Genomic DNA, 23969 nt, shown 5'->3' with positions numbered 1-23969 from the left:
GCCACACGGCGTTTTCCGCGGATCTTTCCGCCTGCCGAGGTCGCTCGGACGGCACTACGCGGCGTCTCCGCCATGAACTCCTCCTCCGCCTCGCCGGGCGTCCATCCCGCGGATCCCCGCCACGGCGAGGACCCGCGGGACAGGCCTCAGCGGGACGGCCGCGCGGCCGTGACCAGCCCCGTCTCGTAGGCGACGATGACGAGCTGGGCCCGGTCGCGCGCGCCGAGCTTGCCGAGCAGCCGGCCCACGTGCGTCTTCACGGTCGCCAGGCTCAGGGTCAGGTGCTCGGCGATCTCGGCGTTGGACAACCCCCGGGCGATGAGCGCCAGAACGTCGCGCTCCCGCCCGGTGATCCCCTCGAGTTCGCGGGCCACCGGGCGCGCCGGTTCCGGGAGCCGGGAGAACTCGGCGATGAGCCGGCGCGTCACCGTCGGGGCGAGCAGCGCCTCGCCGGAGGCGACCACCCGGATCGCGGCCAGCAGATCGCCCGGCGGGGTGTCCTTCAGCAGGAAGCCGCTGGCACCTGCCCGTAGTGCCGCGTGGACGTACTCGTCCAGGTCGAACGTGGTGAGGATGAGCACGCGCACCCCCGGGACGCCCGTGGGGCCGCAGATGCGCCGGGTCGCCTCGATGCCGTCCATGTCCGGCATCCGCACGTCCATGAGCACCACGTCCGGCGACTCACCGCGCGCCAACTCCACCGCCTCGGCACCCGTCCCAGCCTCGCCGACCGTCACCAGGTCGGGAGCGGTGTCCACCAGCAGCCGGAAACTTCCGCGCAGCAGCGCCTGGTCGTCCGCGACGAGCACCCGGATCACGGTGCCTCCCCGTACGGCATGCGCGCCGAGATCCCGAACCCGCCCTCAGGACGGCGCCCGGCCGTGAGGCTGCCGCCGTACACGGCCACCCGCTCGCGCATCCCGACCAACCCGTGTCCCCGGCCGCCGGGCAGCATCCGCTCGCCGGGCCCGTCGTCGGCGACCTCGACCCTGACCTCGCCCGCCGACGCCTCGACCGAGACCCGGCACCGGGCGGGGGCGGCGTGCCTGACGACGTTGGTCAGCGCCTCCTGGACGATCCGGTAGACCGACAGCTCCACCCCCTCCGGCAGGCCGGTCGCCCGGACGTCCAGCTCGACCTGGACCCCGGCCATCGCCGCCTGCCCGGCCAGTGCGGCGAGATCCGTGAGGCCGGGGGAGGGGGCGAGGCCGGGCCCCGCGTCGAGATCGGAGCGGAGCACGCCCAGCAGCCGGCGCATCTCGGTCAGCGCGCTCCGGCTCGTGGCCTCGATGACGCGCAGCGCGTCCGCGGCCTCCTCGGGCCGCGCCGCGGCGACATGGTTGGCGATGCCCGCCTTGACGGCGATCAGGCTCATACTGTGCGCCACCACGTCGTGCAGCTCGCGGGCGATCCGCAGCCGCTCCTCGGTGACCGCCCGGTCGGCGAGTTGCTCGGCCGACCGCATCGCGTGCGCCCGGCGCTCGCGCACGACGCGGCCGGCGATCCAGGCGCCGCCGATGAAGGCCACCCCTCCCAGCAGCACCCCGGGGATGTCCGGCGACGGGCCGGGGGCGCCCGCCACCGACAGCAGCAGGACGGCCACCGCACTGCAGACGCCGATGGCGAGGGTGGGCTCCCCGCGCGGCCGGTGCCGGGTGAGTGCCACCATGTAGATCGCGAAAGCCGCCGCCGCGAACCTGTCGTGCACCAGGCCGAGAAGGACGGATGCCAGTGACGTCGCGAGGACGGCGCAGAAGACGGTGAGCGGCCACAGCCGCCGCACCGCGAGCGGCAGGGTCATCCCGGCCAGGACCAGGTACTCCGCCCAGGCGGGCACCGCCGGATCCGGGACTTCGGCCGCGAACAGCAGGAGCGCGACCGCGTATCCGGCGGCCGCCACGGCATCGAGGCGGACGAGCCGGTCATGACTCCAGCGGCGCAGGAAGAGTGAGTCGTCCACGCTGGAACGGTATCCGCAGGGGTCGTGTCGCCGCCTCCACCTCGGGGACGTCATCCCTGGGGCCCACCTTTCCGGGCCGTGGCCGCTGCCGTCGGACCCGGGGCCGACCGCGAAGTGCCCGCCATGGGCCGACGCGGGCGCGGCCCGCCCCGCGAGAGCCTCGACGACATGATCGAAATCATGCGACTGACCAAACGCTACGGTGAGAAAACCGTGCTGGACGAGCTGTCGTTCCAGGTGAAACCGGGTCTGGTCACCGGTTTCCTCGGCCCCAACGGTGCGGGCAAGTCGACCACCATGCGCGTCCTGCTCGGCCTGGACGCACCCACCTCGGGCCAGGGGCTGGTCAACGGGCGCCGCTACGCCACGATGCGCCGTCCGATGCGCGAGGTCGGCGCGCTGCTCGACGCGAACGCGGTGCACGGCGGCCGCAGCGCGCTCGACCACCTGCGCTGCCTGGCGCGCGGCAACCGGATCGGGCTCTCCAGGGTGACGGACGTCCTGGAACAGGTGGGCCTGGCCGGAGTCGCCCGCAGGCGGGTCGGTGGCTTCTCGCTCGGCATGCGCCAGCGGCTGGGAACGGCGGCGGCGCTGCTCGGCGACCCGGGGGTGCTGATGTTCGACGAGCCGGTCAACGGGCTCGACCCGGAGGGCGTGCGATGGATCCGCCGCCTGATGCGCTCACTGGCCGCCGAGGGACGCACCGTGTTGCTCTCCAGCCACCTGATGAGCGAGATGGAGCTCACCGCCGACCGCCTCGTGATCATCGGGCGCGGCAGGCTGGTCACCGAGACCACGGTCGGAGAGCTGGCCGCCCGCCATGACCGGGGCGTGCTGGTGCGCTCCCCCCGGGCCGCCGAGCTCACCGGAGTACTGGAGGCCGCCGGGGCGACGGTCGAGACGGAGCCGGACGGGGGACTGGTCGTCAGGGGACTGGACGTCGCGGCGATCGGTGACCTGGCCGCGGGGGGCGGCCTCGCCCTGCACGAGGTCACCCCGCGCAGCGCCTCCCTGGAGGAGGCGTACATGGAGCTGACCGCTGACAGCGTCGAGTACCGGGCGGGCGGGCGATGACCGGCCTGTCGCGGCGCGAGGGATCGGGGGGTCCGGCGGCCGTCGACGTGCCGGCCGCGGAGTGGCTGAAGCTCCGCACGGTCCGCTCCACCTGGTACGTCCTGGCGGCCGTCGCGTCCTTCGTCGTACTCTCGGCCGTGTTCACCCTGTACGTGGGCAGCCTCTGGGACGGATTGCCGCCCGAGGGGCGGCTCACCCTGCGCACGGCACGCCCCGAGCAGATCATCCTGATGCCGGTACAGATCTGCATGGCCGTGCTCGGCGTTCTCTCGTTCACCTCCGAGTACGCCACCGGCATGGCCCGCACCAGCTTCACGGTGCTGCCGCGACGGGGAGTCGTGCTGGCGGCCAGGGCCGCGGTCGTGGCCGCCGTCGCGTTCACGGTGGGGCAGGCGAGCGGTTTCATCGCCTTCTTCGCCAGCCGGTTGATCATCGGTGCCCGCCCGATCCCGGGCTTCGGCACGCCACTGGCGCAGGAGTTTCCGAAGATTTTCGCCGGGGGACTGTCGGTGCTGGTGCTCGCCATGGTCGGGCTCGGCGCGGGCGCCGTGCTGCGCTCCACCGCGGGGGCGATCACCGCCGTCGTCGTGTACCTGTACGTGCTCCCGAGGTTCGTGCTCCTGCTGCCCGACCCGTGGAACGCCAGGATCGGTTCGGTGCTGCTGGAGGACCTGACCGTCCAGGCCGTGGGCGAGCCGCCGCTGGCGGTCGGCCTGGGCGACGCGGCCGCCGGGATCGGGCTGTCACCGCCCGCGGCGCTGGCGGTGATGTCCCTGTACGTCGTCGTCGCGCTCGCCGCGGCCGCCGTCGCACTCACCCGCAGGGACGTGTGATCTCCCCGGATGCCGAGTCTGTGGCTTACTTTGTAAAGGCGATGGCCCCGGTGACTTCCCGACAAGATCGAACAGCAGTGCCCGGGAGGTCTCATCTGAGAGTGATCGACAGATGCTCGGCCAGTCCCCTGCTCGCGGCCTCGACCATCTCCAGTACCTCGGCGAAACCCGCGCGCCCGCCGTAGTAGGGATCGGGCACCTCGGAGCCCTCCGGGGCCACCGGGTCGAAGGAGCGGAACAGGCGCACGTCCGCGCCCTCGGGGGCAAGGCGGCGCAGGGCGCTCAGGTTGTGGGTGTCCATGGCCAGCACCAGGTCGACCTGGCCGTACCAGTCACGCAGGAACTGCCGGGCCCGGTGCCGCGAGCCGTCGTAACCGTGGTCGGCGAGCACCTCGGCGGCCCGTGCGTCCATCGGATTCCCCTGGTGCCAGTCGCCGGTTCCCGCGCTGTCGACCGTGACGCGACCTCCGAGGCCGTGCTCGTCGAGGGTCTTTCTCAGCACGACCTCGGCCATCGGTGACCGGCAGATGTTTCCCATGCACACCACGCATATGTGATAACTCATGCCACCAGGATGCCGTCTGCCGAGGGTGCGGCGGCCGGATGTGCGGTCCTGCCGGAAAAGGATCGTCGTCGACGTGGACTCCGCGCCGGATCCGTCCGCGAAGCCGCGATGACCGCCGTCTCCGGGGCGTCGCCCGCACGGGCAGCCGTCCGGAGGCCCTCACGGGCGACCGGACGGCTGCCCGCCGACGCGCGACCGGTTCCGCGAATCGCCGACGGTTTTCTCGACGGAGGTGGAATCGATCACGTGTGAGCGATGTTCGACTGCCCTGTAGAGACATCGTCCATGAGGTGGAGGTTCCCGTGGGAAAACTGAGTGAAGACGCCAAGAGTCTGCTGAAGCAGCCGATTCATGCCTGGGTGACCACCGTCAGGCCGGATGGTTCGCTGCACAGCACGGTCGTGTGGGTTGACGTCGACGGAGACGATGTCGTCTTCAACACGGCCGTGGGCCGGGCCAAGGAGCGCCACCTGCGCGAGGACCCGCGCGTGTCGGTGAGCGTCCTGGATCCCAAGAACGACTATCACCTGGTCAGCGTCTCGGGGAAGGCCCGGCTGGAGCTGGAGGGCGCGGACGAGGTCATCGACGGCCTGGCGAACAAGTATCTCGGCGTGGAGTCCTATCCCTTCCGTAAGCCGGGTGAGCAGCGCGTCACGGTGCGGATCACGCCCGACGACGTCATCTTCAACCCGGGGAGCTGAGTGGCCGCGGCGTGCCCGCGCCCATCCGCCGCACCGGTGCACGGCTGACCGGCACCGGGTCCGGCCGCGATCCGCGGCCGGACCCGGTGCCGGGCTAGCATGTCGCCCAGTGGAGCGGTAGAACGGCATCGGGAAGGGGTGGGTGATGTCTGACCTCGTCACCGTCGTCGGCATCGGAGCCGACGGCTGGGCCGGGCTCTCCCAGGAGGCGCGGCGCGAGCTGCACGCCGCCGAGGTCCTGATGGGGAGCGCACGGCAGCTGGGGCTTCTCCCCGAGCCCGGTGCCGAGCGCGTCGTCTGGCCCTCCCCGCTGCTGCCCGCCCTGCCCCGGCTGATCGCCCCCCACCGGGGCCGCCGGGTGTGCGTGCTGGCCAGTGGCGATCCCATGTTCCACGGCATCGGCGCGACCCTGGTACGGCTGCTCGGTGCCGACCGGGTCCGAATCCTGCCGCACCCCTCGTCGGTCTCCCTGGCCTGTGCCAGGCTCGGCTGGGCGGTCGACCGGGTCGAGGTGGTCAGCCTCGTGGCGCGTCCCGTCGAGGTGCTGCACCCCGCCGTCCAGGACGGTCGCCGGGTCCTGGTCCTCAGCGCCGACGGCCGCACTCCGGCCGGGGTCGCCGGGTTGCTCACAGCCCGAGGTTACGGCGCGAGCGCGATGACGGTCCTGGAAAGGCTGGGCGGCGCCGAGGAGCGGGTGATCTCCGGTGCGGCCGGTCAGTGGTCCCTGCCGGTGGCCCACGCTCTCAACGTCGTCGCGGTGGAGTGCCGTGCCGATGCCGGGACCGTTCCGCTGCCCCGGCTGCCCGGCCTGCCGGACGAGGTGTACGAGCACGACGGCCGGCTCACCGGGAGCGAGGTACGCGCGGTCGTCCTGTCCCGGCTTGCCCCCACCCCGGGTGAGCTGCTGTGGGACATCGGTGCGGGGGCGGGCGGCATCGGTGTCGAGTGGATGCGTGCCCATCCGGAGAACCGGGCCGTCGCGGTGGAGTCGGACCCCTCACGGGCGGCCGTGATCGCCCGTAACGCCGCGGCGCTGGGAGTTCCCGGTCTCGACGTGGTGACCGGTGCCGCCCCCGCCGTGCTCGCCGGGCTGAAGGCGCCGGGAGCCGTCTTCATCGGCGGTGGGGTGACCGTTCCCGGGGTGGTGGAGGGCTGCTGGGAGGCGCTGCGGCCGGGCGGCAGGCTGGTGGCCGGCGCGGTGACCGTCGAGTCGGAGGCGGTGCTGGCCTCCTGGCAGGGGGAACTCGGGGGAGACCTGGTCCGGCTGGCGGTCAGCAGGACCGCCCCGGCCGGTGGCTTCACCGGCTGGCGGCCCCTGGCGCCCGTCACGGTCTGGACCGTGGTCAAGCCGCCGGTCCGGGAGAGCGCCCGCTGAACGGCCCGGGCCTCGGCTCCGCCGGGGTTCTGCCGCCCGTCGTGGTCGGGGGTCAGCCCAGGGCCTGGTCGAGGTTGAACGCGGCGCTGATCAGCGAGAGGTGGGTGAAGGCCTGCGGGAAGTTGCCGAGCTGCTCGCCGGTCTGCCCGATCTCCTCGGCGTACAGGCCGAGGTGGTTGGCGTAGGTGAGCATCTTCTCGAACGCCAGCCGTGCCTCGTCCAGGCGCCCGGCGCGGGTGAGCGACTCGACGTACCAGAACGAGCAGATCGAGAACGTGCCGTCCTGCCCGTGTAGCCCGTCCGGGCTGACCGAGGGGTCGTAGCGGTAGACCAGCGAGTCCGAGACCAGGTTCGCGCCGAGCGCGTCGAGGGTGGACAGCCACTTGGGGTCGGCGGGGGAGATGAACTTGGTCAGCGGCATCATCAGCACCGAGGCGTCGAGGACGTCGTCGTCGAAGTGCTGGATGAACGCCCGCAGCTGCTCCGACCAGCCGCGCCGCATGATCTGCCGGTAGATCGCGTCGCGGGCCAGCTGCCAGCGCTGGGTGGCGGCGGGCAGGCCTCGGTGGGCGGCCATCCGCATGGCCCGTTCGATCGCCACCCAGCACATCAGCCGCGAGTAGACGAAGTCCTTGCGCCCGCCCCGGGTCTCCCACACGCCCTCGTCCGGCCGGTCCCAGTTGTCGCAGACCCAGTCCACCAGGAGGTGGACCTCCTCCCAGAGGTCACTGGAGATCGGCCGGTGCCACTTGTCGTAGAGGTAGACCGAGTCGAGGAGAGCGCCGTAGATGTCCAGCTGGAGCTGGTCCACGGCGGCGTTTCCGACGCGCACCGGGGCCGAGCCCCGGTAACCCTCCAGGTGGGCCAGCTCGACCTCGGGCAGGTCGGTGCGCCCGTCGATGCCGTACATGATCTGCAATGGCCCGGAGGGGCCGCCGCAGTCGTGGCTGACGTGCTTGGACAGGAAGTTCATGAACGCCTCGGCCTCCTCGCCGAAGCCCAGCCTGAGCAGCGCGTACACGCAGAACGCCGAGTCGCGGATCCAGACGTACCGGTAGTCCCAGTTGCGCTCCCCGCCGATCCGCTCGGGCAGGCTGGTCGTCGCGGCGGCCACGATCCCGCCGGTGGGCGCGTAGGTGAGGAGCTTCAGCGTGAGCGCGGAGCGGTGCACCATCTCCCGCCACCGGCCGCGGTAGCGCGACGCCGACAGCCAGTGGCGCCAGAACGCGACGGTGGCGGTGAACTGCTCCTCGGCCTCCTCGATCGGGCACGGGCGCGGGGCCAGGTCGTCGCTGAGCCTGTCGAGGGCGAACACCGCGCACTCTCCCTCGTTGAGCTTGAACTCCGAGCGTATGTCCTGACCGTCCGCCTCCAGGGTCGCAGTGGAGGAGAGGGTCAGGCGGAGCGACGGTGATTCGAAGATCGCTCGGCCGTCCCGCATGCTCAGGACGTGGGACTGCCTGCCGTAGTCGAACCTGGGAGCCACCCGTGCCCGGAACGGCAGGGATCCCCGTACGCATCTCACCCGCCGGATCAGCCGGTGCCGGTCGCACTCGCCGGAGTCGTCGACGACCGGCATGAAGTCCTGGATCTCGCCCACACCGTCGGTCGCGGAGAACCGGGTGATCAGCACGTTGGTGTCCGGGAAGTAGAACTGCCTGGTCCTCGCGGGCACATCGGTGCCCAGCTCGAACGATCCGCCCCGGGTGGTGTCCAGTATCGAGCCGAACACGCTGGGCGCGTCGAAGCGCGGGCAGCAGTACCAGTCGATCGTGCCGCCGGTGTCCACCAGCGCCACGGTGCGCAGGTCGCCGATCAGTCCGTGGTCGGCGATGGGCAGGTATCCGGTGGTTCCCGCCGGGTCGTGAAAGTCGGGCCGTGCTGCTGTCATGTCGGCCCTCCCAGGCCGCGAGCCGGGCGTCCTATGCCCTCAAGCTACGCGGCCCGGACGCCCGGTCGGCTCCGTCCCGGGTCAAGGAGTCGGCAGGTTTTCGGGCAGGGAACGGCAAAGGCCCCGCGGGGCCTCTGCCGCCGGGGTCAGGCGCTCTCCGCGCGTCCCAGTCGCCAGTAGCCCATGAAGGCCACCGAGGAGCGGTCGATCCCCGCCTCGCGTACCAGGTGGCGGCGGAGCAGCTTGACCATTCCCGCCTCGCCCGCCAGCCAGGCGTACAGGCCGCCGGTCGTGGAGGAGTCCGGGACCTCCCAAAGGATCTCCGCGTCGACGTCGACGTCCTCCAGCGGGGCGGCGGCATCGGGGGCGGTGCCCGCCGGTACGGCGAGTGCGCCCAGGGCGTCGCGGACGGCGGGAACGAGCAGGTCGCCGTGGCGGGCCCCGTCGCGGGGCAGCCAGGTGACCCGCACACCCGGGCGGACGTCGAGGGTGAGCGCGTCGGCGGCCTCGGGGACCTCCAGCAGCACCGTGGCGGGCACGGAACCGGAGAGCGACTTGGCGATCGTGGTGATGGCGGGTACGGCCGTCTCGTCCCCGGCCAGCAGCAGGTGCGTCGCCCCGGCGGGCGGCGCCCACTCCTGGCCGCCGGTGGGGCCGGGGTAGGCGGCGTTGGGGCCGACCACCACGACCCGGTCTCCGGGGGTCGCGCGGGCCGCCCACCGGGACGCGGGGCCGGTCTCGCCGTGCAGGACGAAGTCGACGTCGAGCTCGCGCCGCTCCGGCCGGACGGCGCGGGCGGTGTAGGTGCGGATCGGGTTGCGCAGTTCCTGCGGGAGCGCACGCCACCGCTGGTACCAGTCGTCCCCGTCGCCCAGGGGGGTGAGGCTGCCGTCCGGCAGCGGGAGGATCACCTTGATCCGCTGGTCGAAGCCCTTGTCGGCGAAGCCCGCCAGGTCCTCGCCGCCAAAGGTGACCCGGACGAAGCTCGGGCTGAGCCGTGCCGTCCGCAGAACCTCCACGTGGTGGCCCCGGTAGACCGGAACCCCCGCTGCCCGCTCCAGGGTCTGCTCGCCGCCCGCTGTCATCATGCCGCCTTTACTGGGAAGTGCCGTTCCCAGTAACTTAGCTTTGCCTAACCTTATTAATCAACCGCGGGTCCGTGCTCGCCGGCCGGGAGGTCACGCGGCCCGGCGCGCCTCCGCCTCGGGGGCCGGAGTCTCGAGGGCTCGGGTCTCGGGGGCTCGGGTCTCGGAGGCAAGACCGGTGACGGACCGCGGGCGATCCGCGCGGTACGGCTCGTGCGCCCAGTCCGGTCTGCTCACCCGGAGCGTCTTCGGGCCGCCGGCCCGATCCTGTTCGGACGCCCCGGCCGGAAGGAGCGAGGCCCCGCCCCGGGACCCTCCGCCGTTCCGCCGTTCCGCCCGCCCGTTCCTCCTGCGGTGCCGTCCCGCCGAGACGCGGGGACGCAGCCGGGACAGGACGAACGACGTGCCGAGGACGAAGGTCAGCAGCCCCGCGACCGCGGCCGTCTCCATGGAGACGGGGAGCGTGCCCGAGGCGTCGGTCAGGGCGGTGGAGGCCGGGGCGAGTGCCGGGCGGACCTCGATCCGGCCGGTCTGCTGCGGTGCGGTGTCGTCCTTTTTCGCCAGGTGTTCCTTGACCTTCCGTGGCAGGCCGTAGCCCACGACCTTGCTCTGGTCGCGGGTCTTGCGCTTCAGCCAGACCCGGTCGACGTTCCCCTCGATGGTGTGGATCGTTCCACCCTCGACGCTCTCGACGACACCGACGTGGTCGATCCCCTTGATGTCCTTGCCGCCCGACCAGTCGAAGAAGACCAGGGCGCCCGGCTCGGGCGTCCGCGACCAGGCGCCGTTCGTCTCGAACCAGCGGGCCTGTGACGGGGTCCAGGCGAACTGCCCGACGTACTGCTGTACGCCCGCCCGTTCCGCGGCCCAGGCGACGAACATCGCGCACCACGGGGCCGTCTCGTACTGCGGGTCCTGGACCACGTTGGCCGCGTACCACTCGCCGAACTTGCTGTGCCGGCCGGGCCCCTCCCGGTACCCGATCTCGGGCCTGATGATTCTGAGCAGATCGTCACCGATCGGATCCATGGCCGCGAGCCACCCCGTCCACTCTCCTCCGCCCTTCCGCGAAGGGGGCGCCGTCCGATAGAGCTGGACTGTATTCGCAGAAAAACCGAGAAGTGAGGCTATTAACGGAAAAAGCAGGCTTGAGGGGCTGTCGGATACCGGATTCGACAAAAGGGATGAAACCTTGTCATGCACCCCTTAGGATCTTCCGGCGGCCGGGAGCGGACACCGCGAGCGAGAGGCCGCGGCCACCTTCGGGGGAAGCAGGGAGCACACCGGGAGCCGCCCGTGCCCATCGGGTCGAATAGCATGTGATCGCACATGCGCGGCATGCGCGAATGCCGACACCGAGACCCGGTCTCCCGGTCCGGCGAGAACATCGGACGCGAAGGCGGAATGGGTTTCCATGTTCGACGACAAGACACAGGAGACCCTCCGCCGCCTCCTGGACCTCGCCGAGCACTCCGCGACCCCACAGACCGAGCGTGCCCTGGCCGTCGCGCGGATCCGGGCCCTCATCATGGTGCCCGAGGGCGACGCCCGCCGGGCGCCGGTCACCCCGGCGATGGAGGCCGGGATCCTCAGCCGGATCAGGCCGCTCGCCCACCGGGTCGAGGAGGACCTGGTGAACGCGGTGCACGGGGACCTCTACGCCTTCAGCACCCGCTACCGGGTGATCGGCGAACTCGCCGAGGAGATCGCCCTGCTGCTTGAGCGCTGGAGCGCCGCCGTACCGCAGAAGCGTCACCGGCACGAGGAGGCCGTCAGGCTCGCGGCCGCCAAGCTCGTCTACCTGCTGGAGCGGCGCGACCTGTTCCGCAAGCCCAGGTGGGGCAACCGCCCGAGAACCAGGTAGACCTCTCAGCGGTCCGGGCGGTCGGCGAGCAGGGGAAGCAGCGGGTTCCACGCCGTACCGTCCCGGGCGTCGCGCCGCCGCCGGGCGATGGCGCTCAACGCCTCGAGAACCACGCGGTTGGCCAGCGCTGCGGTGATGTCCGCGTGGTCGTAGGGCGGGCTGACCTCCACCACGTCGACTCCGACGACCGGCAGCTCCAGGCAGATGCGCCGCACGGAGTCGAGGAGCTGGCGCGCGGTGATGCCGCCGGGCTCGGGCGTCCCGGTGCCCGGCGCGTGACCCGGGTCGCACACGTCGATGTCGACGGACAGGAAGACACCGTCGCACTCGTCGGTCGCGATGGCGAAGGCCTCGGTGAGGCACTCCGTCAGGCCGCGGTGCACGATCTCGGTCATCTCGTACGAGCGCATCGAGCGCTCCGCCATCCAGTCCAGCGTCTCCGGCGGCGGCCAGTAGCCGCGCAGGCCGATCTGCAGGAACCGGTCGCCGCGTAGCGCCCCCGACTCGATGAGCCTGCGCATCGGCTGCCCGTGCCCCCACAGCGAGCCGAACTCGATGTCGCCGGTGTCGGCGTGGGCGTCGAAGTGGATCATCGAGATCCGGCCGTGCCCCAGGACGTTGGCCACGCCCTTGGCATCGGGGAAGGCGATCGAGTGGTCACCGCCCAGGACCACCGGGATGGCTCCGGCTCGGGCCACCTTCTCGACGGCGGCCTCCAGCGCGGACAGCGAGGCCAGAATGTCGCCGGGCGGCATCTCGACGTCACCGGCGTCCAGGACGCGCAGGTCGCGCAGCCCGTCGGTGCGCAGTGCCAGGCTGGGACGCGCTCCGTCGTGCGGCAGGTAGTCGGTCATCCGGATCGCCTGCGGCCCGAAGCGCGCTCCCGGCCGGTGCGAGGTACCGCCGTCGAACGGCGCCCCCACGATCACGATGTCGGCGCCCGCGTAGCTGGCGGGGTCGTCCAGTGAGCACCGGCCGACGCCGAGGAAGGTGATGTCGGGCCCGAACTGGGCCCCGTAGCGGTTCGTCAAGGACTCTCCGGCGCACGCGATGGGTGGTGGCCGTGGCCCAGGGAGACTTTCCGCCTCGGCGAGGCGTGACCTCGCGGGAGCCGGCGATTCTTCCCGGGGCCACGGCGTGTGAACTGGCGGATCCCGGCGTCCGGGGGGAAGGGCAGCCGGTCACCGTCTTGATGAGGTGGGACCCGCCAGAGCTCTCCGTCGACGCGCCGTACGGGGGGTGTGACCCGCCGTCGCGGCGGTATCGCACAACCGTGACGGTAAGCAGCTCTGCCAGGTCGCCTCAATGATGTTGCAGGATGTTGCGCGGGATTCGCCGTCGTACTCGGGGACACGGGCCGTTCCCTCGATCCGCGAAGTCCCGCGCAACCAGCCCTACCTGCCTGTCGGCTCGCCGACAGGGTCGTCGGCCTCGCTCTCCGGCGCGGTATCGTCACCGGCGCCCAACTCCTTACGCAACCGGTCAAGATCCATGCTGTGGCTGCTGTACTTCAGCTCGCGAGCAACCTTTGTCTGCTTCGCCTTGGCTCGGCCCCGTCCCATTGGCTGTACTCCCTCACGCAGGCCGTGCTCGGCCTCTCGTCACTGTCGCATCGCCGGCTGGCGCGCTCTGACGCCGCAGGTCAGCCCGCGGTAGCCGCACCAAGTATCCCGCTTGGCGGTCGATCCGTCATTGATCGGGCCCGACCGGCCGGGGACCTGTGGCAAACGGCTCCCGCCATCATAGCCAACGTCATTACGATTTGAAGAATTATGCAATTTGGCACATCATCAGGAAGGGTGTGCCGGTAAACCGGGCGCCGGGGGATGACCTGATCCACGGGAGGTGGGGGGCGTGAGCGAGAGCGAGTTCGCGGCGGAGTTAAGGGCGCGCATAGCCGATGTCGACGACGAGTTGGAGCTCATGCGCCGAGACTCCGACGATTACGCGGTCGAGGTCCTGACCGGGCGCCTGGAGAACCTGCTGCGCATCGCCGCCCGGCACGGCGTCGAGGTACGACCCCCCGGTGGCGGGCCAGTCGCCGGGGCCGCGTGATCATGCCGGTGCCACTGCACCAGGCCAAGGCCGAGCTCTTTCGCACCCTCGGCCATCCGGTCCGTGTCCGGGTGCTGGAGCTGCTGCAGGACGGCCCTCTACCGGTGCGGGATCTGCTGAGCGCCATCGACGTCGAGGCGTCCAACCTCTCCCAGCAGCTGGCGGTGCTGCGCCGTGCCGGGCTCGTGACCGCCACCCGGGAGGGCGCCACCGTCGTGTACGTGCTCTCCACCCCGGATGTGGCCACCCTGATGTTCGCGGCGCGATCCATCCTGACCGAGTTGCTCGCCGAACAGGGTGAGCTGCTCGCCGAGCTGCGCGCCGAGGCTCGCGGGTGAGCGCGTCCACCGCCGCCGGGCGATGGTGGGCCCGCCTGTCGGACCTGCTGCCCACTCGCGCCGACTGGACACCCGCACGTCGCGATCCGCGACGGGATCTGCTGGCCGGGCTGACCGTGGCGGTCGTGGCGCTGCCCCTCGCGCTGGCCTTCGGGGTCAGCTCGGGGATGGGGGCCCAGGCAGGCCTGGTCACCGCGATCGTCGCCGGGGCGCTCGCGGCGGTTTTCGGCGGAAGCAACCTGCAGGTCTCCGGGCCGACCGGCGCGATGACCGTGGTGCTGTTGCCGATCGTGCACCAGTTCGGCGCACCCGGTGTGCTGATGGTCGGGCTGCTGGCCGGGGTGGTGCTGGTCGGGCTCGCGGTGGCCAGGGTCGGCCGCTACGTTCAGTTCATCCCCACCTCGGTCATCGAGGGGTTCACCGCCGGGATCGCCGTGGTGATCGCGCTACAGCAGGTGCCCGCCGCCCTCGGGGTCTCGGGAGTGGACGGGGAGCAGGTCTGGCGGGTGGCCGCCGAGGCCGTCGCCCGTTTCGCCGCCGCCCCCGACCCGGTGCCCGTGGCGATGGCCGTGGCGGTGGCCGCCCTCATGCTGGTCGGCACCCGTCTGCGGCCCGGCCTGCCCTTCTCGCTGATCGGTGTGGCGCTGGCGACGGTGGTCACCGTCTTCGCCGGCCTTGACGTCGCCCAGGTCGGAGCGCTTCCCACAGGTCTGCCCGCCCCCTCGCTGGGCTTCCTCGACACCGGCGCGATAGCCGCGCTGCTTCCCTCGGCGCTGGCCGTCGCCGCGCTGGCGGCCCTGGAAAGCCTGCTGTGCGCCTCCGTGGCCGACGGGATGAGCGTCAACGAGAGACACCACCCCGACCGCGAGCTTTTCGGCCAGGGCATCGCCAACCTGGCCGTGCCGCTGTTCGGCGGCATCCCGGCCACCGCCGCCATCGCCCGCACCGCGGTCAACGTCCGCTCGGGCGCCCGCTCCCGCCTGGCCGCGCTCAGCCACGCGGTGGTGCTGGCAGTGATCGTGCTCGCGGCCTCCGGAGTCGTCGGGCACATCCCGCTGGCGGCGCTGGCCGGTGTGCTGCTGGCCACGACGGTGCGGATGGTCGAGGTCGGCTCGCTGCGCGCCATCGCCCGCGCGACACGTGGTGACGGGCTCGTCATGCTGCTCACCTTCGTCGTCACGGTCGCCGTGGACCTGGTGACCGCGGTCGCCGTCGGCATCGGTACGGCGATCGTCCTGGCGCTGCGCGCCATCGTCAGGAACGCGCAGGTGCAGCGGGTGCCGTTGGAGAGCGGTGACCACAGCGAGGAGGAGTACCGGCTGCTGCGGGAGCACATCGTCGCCTACCGGTTCGACGGGCCACTGGTGTTCGCCGCCGCCCATCGTTTCCTGCTGGAGCTGTCGGAGGTCGCCGACACGCACGTGGTGATCCTGCGCATGTCCCGGGTCTCCACTCTCGACGCGACCGGGGCGCGGGTGCTGGGAGAGGTGATCACCGATCTGGAACACCGCGGCGTCGCCGTGCTGCTGTCCGGCATCCGGCCCGGTCACGATCAGGTGCTGGCCGCGCTCGGTGTGGCCGACCATCTGCGGCACGACGGCCTGATCTTTCCCGACACCCCCGCCGCCATCATGCACGCCCGTGACCTGCTCACCGCCGCCGAGAGGCAGCCGCCGTCGAGGGCGTCCACCGTGACGTCCACCGAGCCCCGGGACGAGGTCGCGGCCGGACCGTGAACGGCCGGGCGCGCCGCTGAGCGCCCCGGCCGCCCGACGGAGGCTCCGACGCCGGGCCTGGGGCGTACCGGAGCGTGCGGACCGGCCGCCTCAGCCAGCCATGATCGTCTCTGGGTCGTGGCCGTAGAGCCAGGCGTTCTGCCGGAGCGGATCGCCGCCGGCGAAGGCCGCGTCGCGCTCCAGCTGGGCGGGCCCGTCGGGCAGGTGGTTCTGCACCTCGCGGCCGCGGCTCATCAGCTGCACCTGCGAGGCCCGGGGCCGGCGGATCTCCTCGTAGCGGACCAGTGCCTGCGCCACCGTCTCGCGGGTGGCGGCGCGCAGGCAGCTCGCGAGGACCACCGCGTCCTCGACCGCCTGGGCGGCTCCCTGGCCGAAGAAGGGCAGCATCGAGTGGGCGGCGTCCCCCAGCAGGGCCACCCGCCCGGACGTCCAGCGCTCCAGGGGACTGCGGTCGTACAGGGCCCAGCGCCTGGTCTCGGTGGCCGAGGCGACCAGCTGCCTCAGCCGCGGGTCCCAGGTCTCGAACTCGCGTGCCAGGTCCTCGATCCGTCCCTCGGCGGTCCACGACTCGACACGCCACTCGCCAGCGGGCACGATCGCGACGATGTTGATCAGCTTTCTGTCCCTGATGGGGTAGTGGACGAAGTGACGGCCCGGGCCCAGCCAGAGCGTCTGCACCCGGCGTAGCGCCAGCTCCGGCGCGTGCTCGGCCTCGACCAGGCACCGGTAGGCGCACAGCCCGGAGAAACGCGGCGGCTCCTCCTCGACGACCGCGGGCCGCACCACCGAGTGGATGCCGTCCGCGCCGATCACCCCGTCGGCGGTCACCGTCGTCTTCTCGCCCCGGCTGTCGGTGAAGACCAGCTCGACCTCGGGGCCGTCCTGGCGCAGGGTCTCCAGCCTCCGATCGGCCCTGACCGCGTCCGAGGGCAGTGCCTCCAGCAGCATCTGGAGCAGGTCGGCCCGGTGCGCGACGTAGCAGTCGGCGCCGTACAGCCGGCGGCACTCCTCGCCCATCGGCTGGGAGAACAGTACCCGGCCGTCCTGCCAGCGCCGGAACTCCCAGGCGGCCTCCAGCGGCACGGCGAAGGACGCCAGCCGCTCGCCGAGCCCGGCCCGCGCCAGGGGACGGACCATGTTGGGGCCCACCACGATCCCGGCGCCGACCTCACGCAGCTCGGCGGTCTGCTCGTACACGACTGCCTCGACACCCGCCTGCCGCAGCAGCAGGGCGGCGGCCAGCCCGCCGAGGCCTCCGCCGATGATGACGATTCTCACTCAGGGGTTCCTCTCCTCGAACGGCGTCTCGTTCCGGCGCACCGTGATCTGGAGGCGCACCGGCCGACACGCCCGCGACGTCGTCTCAGCTCTCCGGCCAGGCCACGATCGGGTTGCGCACCGAGCCCAGCCGGTCGATCTCCACCTCGACCACGTCACCGGGTCGCAGGAACCACGCCGGGGTGCGTGCGTGTCCCACCCCCGAGGGGGTGCCGGTCGCCACCAGGTCTCCGGGCAGCAGCGTCATCGTCCGGCTCAGGTGCGCCAGCACCCGCCCGACCGGGAAGATCATGTCCTTTGTGTTGCCGTCCTGGACGACCTCGCCGTTGACCCGGGTCACCAGCCGGAGGCCGCCGGCCGGGTCGCCCACCTCGTCGGCGGTCACGACGGGCCCGATCGGCCCGCTGTGGTCGGAGTTCTTGCCGAGCGTCCACTGCGCGGTCAGCCGCTGTGCCCGCCGGGCGCTCAGGTCGTTGAAGACCGCGTAGCCGAACACCCCGGCGAGCGCGGTCTCCGCGTCCACGCACCGCATGGCCGCACCGACCACCGCGACCAGTTCGACCTCCCAGTCCAGGCCCGCCTCGTCCGGCGGCACCGGCACGGGTGTCCCGTCGACCGCGAGCGACGTCGTCCACCGTCCGAAGATCGTCGGTGTCTCCGGGGTGGAGAAACCGCCCTCCGCGGCGTGTTCGCGGTAGTTCAACCCGACGCACAGCACCCGTGCGGAACCGGTCACCGCCGGAGCCAGGCTCAGTTCGCCCAACGCGAGCTCACCCGCGGGCTCGCCGGTGGTGAGCTCGCGCGCCCTGGCGGTCCAGCCGGGCAGGTCCTCGTAGAACTCGCTCACCTCGGCCAGCGGCGCCACCCGGTCGGTGCCGGTCAGCACTCCCACCCGGACCTGACGACCATCCTGGAACCCGACAAATCTCATCGTTCACTCCCGACGTTCCCGGCGAGGGGAACCATCGCATCCTCGAACACCGCCACGGTGCCATCGGCTCACCACGGAGATCTTCGTACATTCCACCTCAATACGGTAATGGGACGGAGGACACAGATGATCACGGTGGTGTGGAGATCTCGGCTCCGGCCCGGCGCGGGGGGCGCTCGTGCCCGGCACACGGGGCGAACACGTCCGCCAGGTCGAGATTGGAACGCCGCCATGGAGGAACTGTCGATGTATGGACGCACTCGCGCACGTCGACGCCTACTGGCGCGCGGCCAACTACCTGTCGGTCGGTCAGATCTACCTGCTGGCCAACCCGCTGCTGACCGAACCGTTGCGACCCGAGCACATCAAGCCCAGGCTGCTGGGGCACTGGGGGACCACGCCGGGGCTGAACTTCTGCTTCGCCCACCTCAACCGGATCATCACCGAACGCGACCAGGACATGATCTACGTCGCCGGTCCCGGTCACGGCGGTCCCGCGGCGGTGGCGCATGCCTGGCTGGAGGGCTCTTATACCGAGAAATATCCGGATGTGGGGCAGGATGCTCGGGGGATGCAGCGGCTGTTCCGGCAGTTCTCCTTTCCCGGCGGCATACCCAGCCATGTCGCGCCCGAGACACCGGGGTCGATCCACGAGGGCGGTGAGCTGGGCTATGCCCTGGCCCATGCCTACGGAGCCGCGTTCGACAACCCGGACCTGGTGGTGGCCTGCGTCATCGGCGACGGCGAGGCCGAGACCGGGCCGCTGGCGGGTAGTTGGCACTCCAACAAGTTCCTCGACCCCGCCTGCGACGGGGCGGTGCTGCCGATCCTGCATCTGAACGGTTACAAGATCGCCAACCCGACCGTGCTGGCCCGGATCCCCGAGGAGGAACTGGTCAAGCTGATGGAGGGGTACGGCTACCGTCCGCACTTCGTCTCCGGTGAGGACCCCGAGGTCATGCACGCGCTGATGGCCGAGACCCTGGATCGGGTGTTCGACCAGATCGCCGACTACCGGCAGGGACGGGCCGACCGCCTGCCGATGATCGTCCTGCGGACGCCGAAGGGGTGGACGGGGCCGCGTGAGGTCGACGGCCTGCCGGTGGAGGGGACCTGGCGGGCGCATCAGGTGCCGTTGACCAGAGTGCGCGACAGTCCCGAGCACCTGGCGATGCTGGAGGAGTGGATGCGCTCCTACCGGCCGGAGGAGTTGTTCGACGGCCGGGGCCACCCGGTGGCGGAGGTCCTGGAGACGGTCCCCGAGGGGCCGCTGCGGATGAGCGCCAACCCGCACGCCAACGGCGGTGAGCTGCTGCGGCCGCTGGTGCTGCCCGACTTCCGCGACTACGCGGTCGAGGTGAAGGCTCCCGCCCGGGTGTCGACGGAGCCCACCCGGGTGCTGGGGATGTTCCTGCGTGACGTGATCGCCGTCAACCCCGACAACTTCCGGTTGATGGGCCCCGACGAGACGGCGTCCAACCGGCTGTCGGCGGTCTTCGAGGTCACCGACCGGGCCTGGGACGCCGAGACCCTGCCCACCGACGAGAACCTCGCCAGGGGTGGGCGGGTGATGGAGGTGCTCAGCGAGCACCTGTGCCAGGGGTGGCTGGAGGGGTACCTGCTGACCGGCCGTCATGGGCTTTTCAACTGCTACGAGGCGTTCATCCATATCGTCGATGCGATGTTCAACCAGCATGCCAAATGGCTGGAGGCCTGCCGGAAGATCCACTGGCGGCGGCCGATCGCGTCGTTGAACTACCTGCTGTCGTCGCACGTGTGGCGTCAGGATCACAATGGTTTCAGCCATCAGGATCCGGGCTTCCTGGATGTGGTGGTGAACAAGAAGGCCGAGGTGGTGCGGGTCTACCTGCCGCCGGACGCCAACACGCTGCTGTCGACGGCGGATCACTGCCTGCGCTCGCGTGACTACGTCAACGTGATCGTGGCGGGTAAGCAGCCGGTGCTGGACCTGCTGCCGATGGACGAGGCGATCGCGCACTGCACCCGGGGCCTGGGCATCCTGGAGTGGGCCAGCAGCGATGCCGGCACCGAGCCGGACGTGGTGCTGGTGTGCGCCGGGGACGTGCCCACGCTGGAGACGCTGGCGGCGGCGGCCCTGGTGCGCGAGTACCTGCCCGAACTGAGGGTGCGGGTGGTCAACGTGGTGGACCTGATGCGGTTGCAGCCGCCGAGTGAGCATCCGCACGGCATGTCGGACGCGGAGTTCGACACGCTCTTCACCGCCGACAAGCCGATCATCTTCAACTTCCACGGCTATCCGTGGCTGATCCACCGGCTGACCTACCGGCGCCACGGCCATGACAACATCCATGTGCGCGGCTACAAGGAGGAGGGGACCACCACCACCCCGTTCGACATGGCCATGCTCAACGACATCGACCGTTTCCACCTGGTCATGGATGTCATCGACCGGGTTCCCGGACTGGCGGAGCGGTCGGCGCATCTGCGTCAGCACATGATGGACCGCCGGCTGAGCGCTCGCGCCCACACCCGCGAGTACGGTGAGGATCCCGCCGAGATCCGGGACTGGACCTGGCCGTACTGACCGCGGCCCCACCCGCGCCGGGAACACGGACGTGCCCCGGTCCCCCTGGGGACCGGGGCACGCGTGCCGGATTTACGGCGGATGGTCAGTGAGGCTGTTCGGTGACGAGAAACGCGACGCCGCCGCCCTCGTCGACGTCGGCGTCCAGGGACTTGTCGTCCAGCATGTCCACGACCTGCGGGTCGAGGAAGATCCGTGCCCCCGCCGACTCCACCACCCTGTCGGCGGACTCGGGGTGTTCGGCGATCGAGAGCATGAGCGATCCGGTGCCGTCGCTCTGGGACGAGATGCGGACCCCGGTCTCGGGGGAGTCCGTCACCTGCGAGCTGAGATCCCGGATTACCTGGGCTGCGGTGTCCGTCAATGTGAGCATTGCTACTCCTTGTCGGTATCGGGACTTGGATTCCTCGCCCTTGCCCGCTCTCATCCGGCCCAACCATCCACCTGGATTTTCTTGTGGCCGCGGCGTCCGGGCCGTCCCGGCGGATCAGCCCCTCCGGCCGAGCCGCTCGAGGTGTTCGGCCGCCTTGCGTGCGGCGATCAGGACGGGGTCCCACACGGGGGCGAACGGGGGAGCGTACGACAGGTCGAGGCCGGTGATCTCCTCCACGGTCATCTCGTGCCAGACGGCGATGGCCAGGGCGTCGATGCGCTTGGCCGCGCCCTCCTGGCCGACGATCTGGGCGCCCAGCAGCCGGCCCGTCCCCCGGTCGGCGATCATCTTGATCTTCATGCGGCGGGCGCCGGGATAGTAGCCGGCGCGCGTGGTGGACTCCATGATCTCACCGACCGGCTCGAACCCGGCCCGTGCCGCCTCCGCGGTCGTCAGGCCGGTCCGCGCCACCTCGTACTCGCAGATCTTGGACACCGCGGTGCCGACGACCCCCGGGAAGGAGGCGTGGCCGCCGCCGATGTTGATGCCCGCGACACGTCCCTGCTTGTTGGCGTGGGTGCCGAGCGCGATCGCGACGGGCTGCCGGGAGACCAGGTGGAAGGTCTCGACGCAGTCGCCGGCGGCCCAGACGCCCTCCGTCGGGGTCCGCATCCGCCGGTCGGTCCTGATCCCCGAGGTCTCGCCGACCTCGATGCCGGCCGCCTCGGCCAGCACGCTGTTGGGCCGGGTGCCGAGTCCCAGGACGACCAGGTCCGCCGGCAGGGTCAGGTTCTCGCCGCGGACCGCGGTGACGTGCCCGCCTGACTCCTCGAATCCCTCGACGCGCTCGCCGAGGTGCACCCGTATGCCCAGGTCGCGCAGTGCGTCGGCGATCAGGGCGCCCATGTCCGGGTCGAGCGTGCTCATCGGCTGGCCGGCGGCGTCGACCAGCGAGACCTTCAGGCCGCGCCGCACCAGCGCCTCGGCCATCTCCAGGCCGATGTAGCCGCCGCCGACCACCACCGCCTCGCGCGGCCCCCTCTCCAGGGCCCGCAGCAGCGCGATGCCGTCGTCCAGGGTCTGCACGCCGTGGATGCCCCCGGCGCCGGCCCCGGGCAGGTCGGGGCGGCCGGGCACGGCGCCGGTGGCGATGACGAGCTGGTCGAACGGCTCCCAGCCGAGGTCGCCCTCCTCGTCGCGTACGGCCACCGCGCGCCGGTCGAGGTCGATCTCGACGACCTCGGTGCGCAGCCGCAGATCTATGTCCAGCGTGTCGCGGAACACCTCCGGGCGCCGGCTGACCAGGGATTCGACGTCGGTGACCTCACCGCCCACCAGGTAGGGGATCCCGCAGGCCGAGTAGGAGGCGTGCGCGCCCTTCTCGAAGGCGACGATCCGCAGGTCATCGGGCCCGCGCCGGTCCCTGGCCTGGGAGGCGGCACTCATTCCCGCGGCGTCGCCGCCGATCACCACCAGTCGCTCCGTCATCGTCTCCCCCTCGTGGACCGTCGATGCTACGGCTTCCACGGTGTGGTGTGCTCAAACGGCCATCTCGCCACGTCGTGCCCGCGCGCTCCTTCGAGTGTCCCCGCGGGGAGCGGGCACCGCTCCCCGCGGCCTGGGGCTCTTCCCCCGATGTCCTGGTGCGGTGCGGCTTCAGGCAACCGCTTTCTGAAAGTTCTGACAAGAAAACGACGTCATCAAGCATCTTCTTGCAGTTGGATGACGTCATTCTGTGTCGTCTCGACATATTCGCAGGTCAGGTTGGGTTTTGGTTCGCGGCGAGGTGTTACGGCGAGATGGCTGACCGATCACTGTCACTTTTTTGCATCTGAACTGACGGAGTCTTGCTACTTCCTGCACGTATCTATATGTTTCTCGCAACCGACCCGCCAAGGAGTGCCTCGGATGAAATCCCCCAAGCTCTCGATGCTGCTCGCCGCAGCCATCGCGCTCACCGCCACCGGTTGTGGCAGCGACGACAGCGGATCCAAGGCCGCCGAAACCAGTCCGAGCGCCGCTGGGGCCGATGCTCCGGTCACGATCTCCGTCGGCTGCCAGCCGCCGAAGAGCAACCCGCTGGAGCGAACCGCCTGGGACGAGGACGTCGCCGCGTTCCAGAAACTGCATCCGAACATCACGATCGACAGCAAGGACGCCTTCCCCTGCATCAACCCGGACACCTTCCAGGCGAAGCTGGCCGGCGGCACGATGGAGGACGTCTTCTACGTTTACTACACCGATGTCAAGAAGATCATCGCCGCGGGCCAGGCGGCCGACATCAGCCCGTACGTCGGCGGCGTCACCAGGCTGGGCGACCTGCGGCCCGACGTCATGAGCATCTTCAAGGAAGGCGACAAGATCTACGGCCTTCCCAGGAACAACTACTCCATGGGCCTGGTCTACAACCGCAAGCTGTTCACCCAGGCGGGTCTCGACCCCGCCGCACCGCCCAGGACCTGGGCCGAGGTGCGAGAGGCCGCGAAGAAGATCTCCGGACTTGGTGCCGGATATGTCGGATTCGGTGAGTACAGCGCCGGCAACACCGGCGGCTGGCACTTCGCCGCCTCCCTCTACGGGCGGGGCGGCGAGATGGTCACCCCCGACGGCAAGACCGCGGCGTTCAACAGCCCGGAGGGCAAGGCCGTCCTGGAGAACCTCAAGACCATGCGCTGGACCGACGACAGCATGGGCACCAAGCAGCTCCTCCAGTGGGAGGACCTGATGCGGATGATGGGCGGCGGCAAACTCGGCATGATGATCGGCGCCCCGGATGTCGTCCAGACGGTCAACAACGACTTCAAGGGCAAGTTCGAGGACTACGGGGTCACCGCCCTGCCCGAGGCCAGGGCCTCGCTCAACGGCGGCGACGGCTACATGATCAACCCCAAGGCCACGCCCGAGAAGATCAAGGCCGCCATGCTGTGGCTGGAGTTCCATGAGCTGACCCCAGGCCAGGGCCAGTTCAACTACGCGCGCAGCAAGCAGCAGGGCCGCCCGGTCGGCCTGCCCATCCCCGACCTGTACGGCGACGCCGCGCCGGGCAAGGAGATCACCGAGCTGCGCAAGGCGAACGCCACGGTGCCGGTGGAGAACTTCACCCCCTTCGTGGAGGGGTCGGCGACCATCCAGAACAAGCTGGAGCCGCCGAAGTCCCAGGAGCTCTACGCGATCCTCGATGTCCCCATGTCGGCGGTGCTGACCAGGCAGGACGCCGACATCGACAAGCTCCTGGCCGACGCCGAGGCCAAGGCCAACAAGGTGCTGGCGAAGTCGAGCTGATCTTCTGCCCTCCCGGGGTGCCGGTCCGTCGGCCGGCACCCCGGCATTCATGTCGAAATCGG

At 70.9% G+C, this 23969-nt stretch carries 22 protein-coding genes; 10 read left to right on the top strand and 12 right to left on the bottom strand.

What is annotated here, in order from left to right; all coding sequences use genetic code 11:
- Nucleotides 1-146: 146 nt before the first annotated feature.
- Together AB0J58_RS20205 and AB0J58_RS20200 are read right to left on the bottom strand one after the other, a co-directional pair.
- On the bottom strand, nt 147-818 hold the full coding sequence (locus AB0J58_RS20205; protein ID WP_364217664.1) for a response regulator transcription factor: 672 nt from the start codon (nt 816-818) through the stop codon (nt 147-149).
- Nucleotides 815-1960: a sensor histidine kinase gene (locus AB0J58_RS20200; RefSeq protein ID WP_364217662.1), complete on the bottom strand. Its 1146-nt coding sequence runs from the start codon at nt 1958-1960 to the stop codon at nt 815-817. Before AB0J58_RS20200 ends, AB0J58_RS20205 begins: the two co-directional genes overlap by 4 nt.
- Before the next feature lie 168 nt (nt 1961-2128).
- On the opposite strand from AB0J58_RS20200, the gene AB0J58_RS20195 reads away from it, so the two are divergent.
- Both AB0J58_RS20195 and AB0J58_RS20190 read left to right on the top strand, forming a co-directional pair.
- Nucleotides 2129-3034, top strand: a complete 906-nt coding sequence (locus AB0J58_RS20195) for an ATP-binding cassette domain-containing protein (RefSeq protein ID WP_364217660.1) — start codon at nt 2129-2131, stop codon at nt 3032-3034.
- Nucleotides 3031-3867: an ABC transporter permease gene (locus tag AB0J58_RS20190; protein ID WP_364217658.1), complete on the top strand. Its 837-nt coding sequence runs from the start codon at nt 3031-3033 to the stop codon at nt 3865-3867. Before AB0J58_RS20195 ends, AB0J58_RS20190 begins: the two co-directional genes overlap by 4 nt.
- Before the next feature lie 91 nt (nt 3868-3958).
- Here AB0J58_RS20190 and AB0J58_RS20185 read toward each other — a convergent pair whose 3' ends face one another.
- Entirely contained in the window at nt 3959-4432 is a 474-nt protein-coding gene (locus AB0J58_RS20185) for a low molecular weight protein-tyrosine-phosphatase (RefSeq protein WP_364217656.1), read from the bottom strand.
- 302 nt (nt 4433-4734) lie between these two features.
- Here AB0J58_RS20185 and AB0J58_RS20180 point away from each other — a divergent pair, with 302 nt between their 5' ends.
- Nucleotides 4735-5133 (top strand): TIGR03618 family F420-dependent PPOX class oxidoreductase, encoded by a 399-nt coding sequence (locus AB0J58_RS20180; RefSeq protein ID WP_364217654.1) that lies wholly within the window; start codon nt 4735-4737, stop codon nt 5131-5133.
- A gap of 145 nt (nt 5134-5278) precedes the next feature.
- Nucleotides 5279-6508 (top strand): precorrin-6y C5,15-methyltransferase (decarboxylating) subunit CbiE, encoded by a 1230-nt coding sequence (gene cbiE, locus AB0J58_RS20175; protein WP_364217652.1) that lies wholly within the window; start codon nt 5279-5281, stop codon nt 6506-6508.
- 52 nt (nt 6509-6560) lie between these two features.
- Here cbiE and AB0J58_RS20170 read toward each other — a convergent pair whose 3' ends face one another.
- The 3 genes from AB0J58_RS20170 to AB0J58_RS20160 all read right to left on the bottom strand — a co-directional run bounded on the left by AB0J58_RS20170 (nt 6561) and on the right by AB0J58_RS20160 (nt 10513).
- Nucleotides 6561-8399: a glycoside hydrolase family 15 protein gene (locus tag AB0J58_RS20170; RefSeq protein ID WP_364217650.1), complete on the bottom strand. Its 1839-nt coding sequence runs from the start codon at nt 8397-8399 to the stop codon at nt 6561-6563.
- 146 nt (nt 8400-8545) lie between these two features.
- The gene (locus AB0J58_RS20165; RefSeq protein WP_364217648.1) at nt 8546-9487 is read right to left on the bottom strand and encodes a siderophore-interacting protein; all 942 of its coding nucleotides are present in this window, start codon (nt 9485-9487) and stop codon (nt 8546-8548) included.
- A 90-nt stretch (nt 9488-9577) separates the two neighbouring features.
- Nucleotides 9578-10513, bottom strand: coding sequence for a CHAP domain-containing protein (locus AB0J58_RS20160; protein ID WP_364217646.1), 936 nt, complete (start codon nt 10511-10513; stop codon nt 9578-9580).
- 385 nt (nt 10514-10898) lie between these two features.
- Between AB0J58_RS20160 and AB0J58_RS20155 the strand changes: the two genes are divergently transcribed.
- Complete coding sequence (locus tag AB0J58_RS20155; RefSeq protein ID WP_364217644.1) at nt 10899-11348, top strand: hypothetical protein; 450 nt, start codon at nt 10899-10901, stop codon at nt 11346-11348.
- Between the two features lie 5 nt (nt 11349-11353).
- On the opposite strand, the gene speB is transcribed toward AB0J58_RS20155, so the two are convergent.
- Nucleotides 11354-12379: an agmatinase gene (gene speB, locus AB0J58_RS20150; protein WP_343973359.1), complete on the bottom strand. Its 1026-nt coding sequence runs from the start codon at nt 12377-12379 to the stop codon at nt 11354-11356.
- A 363-nt stretch (nt 12380-12742) separates the two neighbouring features.
- A complete protein-coding gene (locus AB0J58_RS20145; protein WP_084195352.1) occupies nt 12743-12910 on the bottom strand; it encodes a DUF3073 domain-containing protein in 168 nt (55 codons plus the stop codon).
- A 292-nt stretch (nt 12911-13202) separates the two neighbouring features.
- On the opposite strand from AB0J58_RS20145, the gene AB0J58_RS20140 reads away from it, so the two are divergent.
- Genes AB0J58_RS20140 through AB0J58_RS20130 form a run of 3 tightly spaced genes read left to right on the top strand, consistent with a single transcriptional unit; the run spans nt 13203 to nt 15477 of the window.
- Nucleotides 13203-13403, top strand: a complete 201-nt coding sequence (locus AB0J58_RS20140; protein ID WP_364152826.1) for a hypothetical protein — start codon at nt 13203-13205, stop codon at nt 13401-13403.
- Nucleotides 13404-13405: 2 nt separating this feature from the next.
- A complete protein-coding gene (locus tag AB0J58_RS20135; protein WP_343973370.1) occupies nt 13406-13741 on the top strand; it encodes a metalloregulator ArsR/SmtB family transcription factor in 336 nt (111 codons plus the stop codon).
- On the top strand, nt 13738-15477 hold the full coding sequence (locus tag AB0J58_RS20130) for a SulP family inorganic anion transporter (protein WP_364217642.1): 1740 nt from the start codon (nt 13738-13740) through the stop codon (nt 15475-15477). Before AB0J58_RS20135 ends, AB0J58_RS20130 begins: the two co-directional genes overlap by 4 nt.
- A 90-nt stretch (nt 15478-15567) precedes the next feature.
- On the opposite strand, the gene AB0J58_RS20125 is transcribed toward AB0J58_RS20130, so the two are convergent.
- Both AB0J58_RS20125 and AB0J58_RS20120 read right to left on the bottom strand, forming a co-directional pair.
- The gene (locus AB0J58_RS20125; RefSeq protein ID WP_364217640.1) at nt 15568-16755 is read right to left on the bottom strand and encodes an FAD-dependent monooxygenase; all 1188 of its coding nucleotides are present in this window, start codon (nt 16753-16755) and stop codon (nt 15568-15570) included.
- An 85-nt stretch (nt 16756-16840) separates the two neighbouring features.
- The gene (locus tag AB0J58_RS20120) at nt 16841-17686 is read right to left on the bottom strand and encodes a fumarylacetoacetate hydrolase family protein (RefSeq protein ID WP_364217638.1); all 846 of its coding nucleotides are present in this window, start codon (nt 17684-17686) and stop codon (nt 16841-16843) included.
- 250 nt (nt 17687-17936) lie between these two features.
- Between AB0J58_RS20120 and AB0J58_RS20115 the strand changes: the two genes are divergently transcribed.
- Complete coding sequence (locus tag AB0J58_RS20115; protein ID WP_364217636.1) at nt 17937-20252, top strand: phosphoketolase family protein; 2316 nt, start codon at nt 17937-17939, stop codon at nt 20250-20252.
- An 85-nt stretch (nt 20253-20337) separates the two neighbouring features.
- On the opposite strand, the gene AB0J58_RS20110 is transcribed toward AB0J58_RS20115, so the two are convergent.
- Both AB0J58_RS20110 and AB0J58_RS20105 read right to left on the bottom strand, forming a co-directional pair.
- Nucleotides 20338-20625 (bottom strand): Fe-S cluster assembly protein HesB, encoded by a 288-nt coding sequence (locus tag AB0J58_RS20110; protein WP_343973386.1) that lies wholly within the window; start codon nt 20623-20625, stop codon nt 20338-20340.
- 114 nt (nt 20626-20739) lie between these two features.
- Nucleotides 20740-22113, bottom strand: a complete 1374-nt coding sequence (locus AB0J58_RS20105) for an FAD-dependent oxidoreductase (protein ID WP_364217634.1) — start codon at nt 22111-22113, stop codon at nt 20740-20742.
- A 420-nt stretch (nt 22114-22533) separates the two neighbouring features.
- On the opposite strand from AB0J58_RS20105, the gene AB0J58_RS20100 reads away from it, so the two are divergent.
- On the top strand, nt 22534-23907 hold the full coding sequence (locus tag AB0J58_RS20100; protein WP_364217632.1) for an extracellular solute-binding protein: 1374 nt from the start codon (nt 22534-22536) through the stop codon (nt 23905-23907).
- The last annotated feature ends 62 nt before the right edge of the window (nt 23908-23969 follow it).

Source organism: Streptosporangium sp. NPDC049644, assembly GCF_040675205.1.
GTDB classification, from domain to species: Bacteria; Actinomycetota; Actinomycetes; order Streptosporangiales; family Streptosporangiaceae; genus Streptosporangium; species Streptosporangium fukuiense.
Note: the sequence above shows the minus strand (reverse complement) of the source record. Positions and strands in the feature narration are given on the sequence as shown.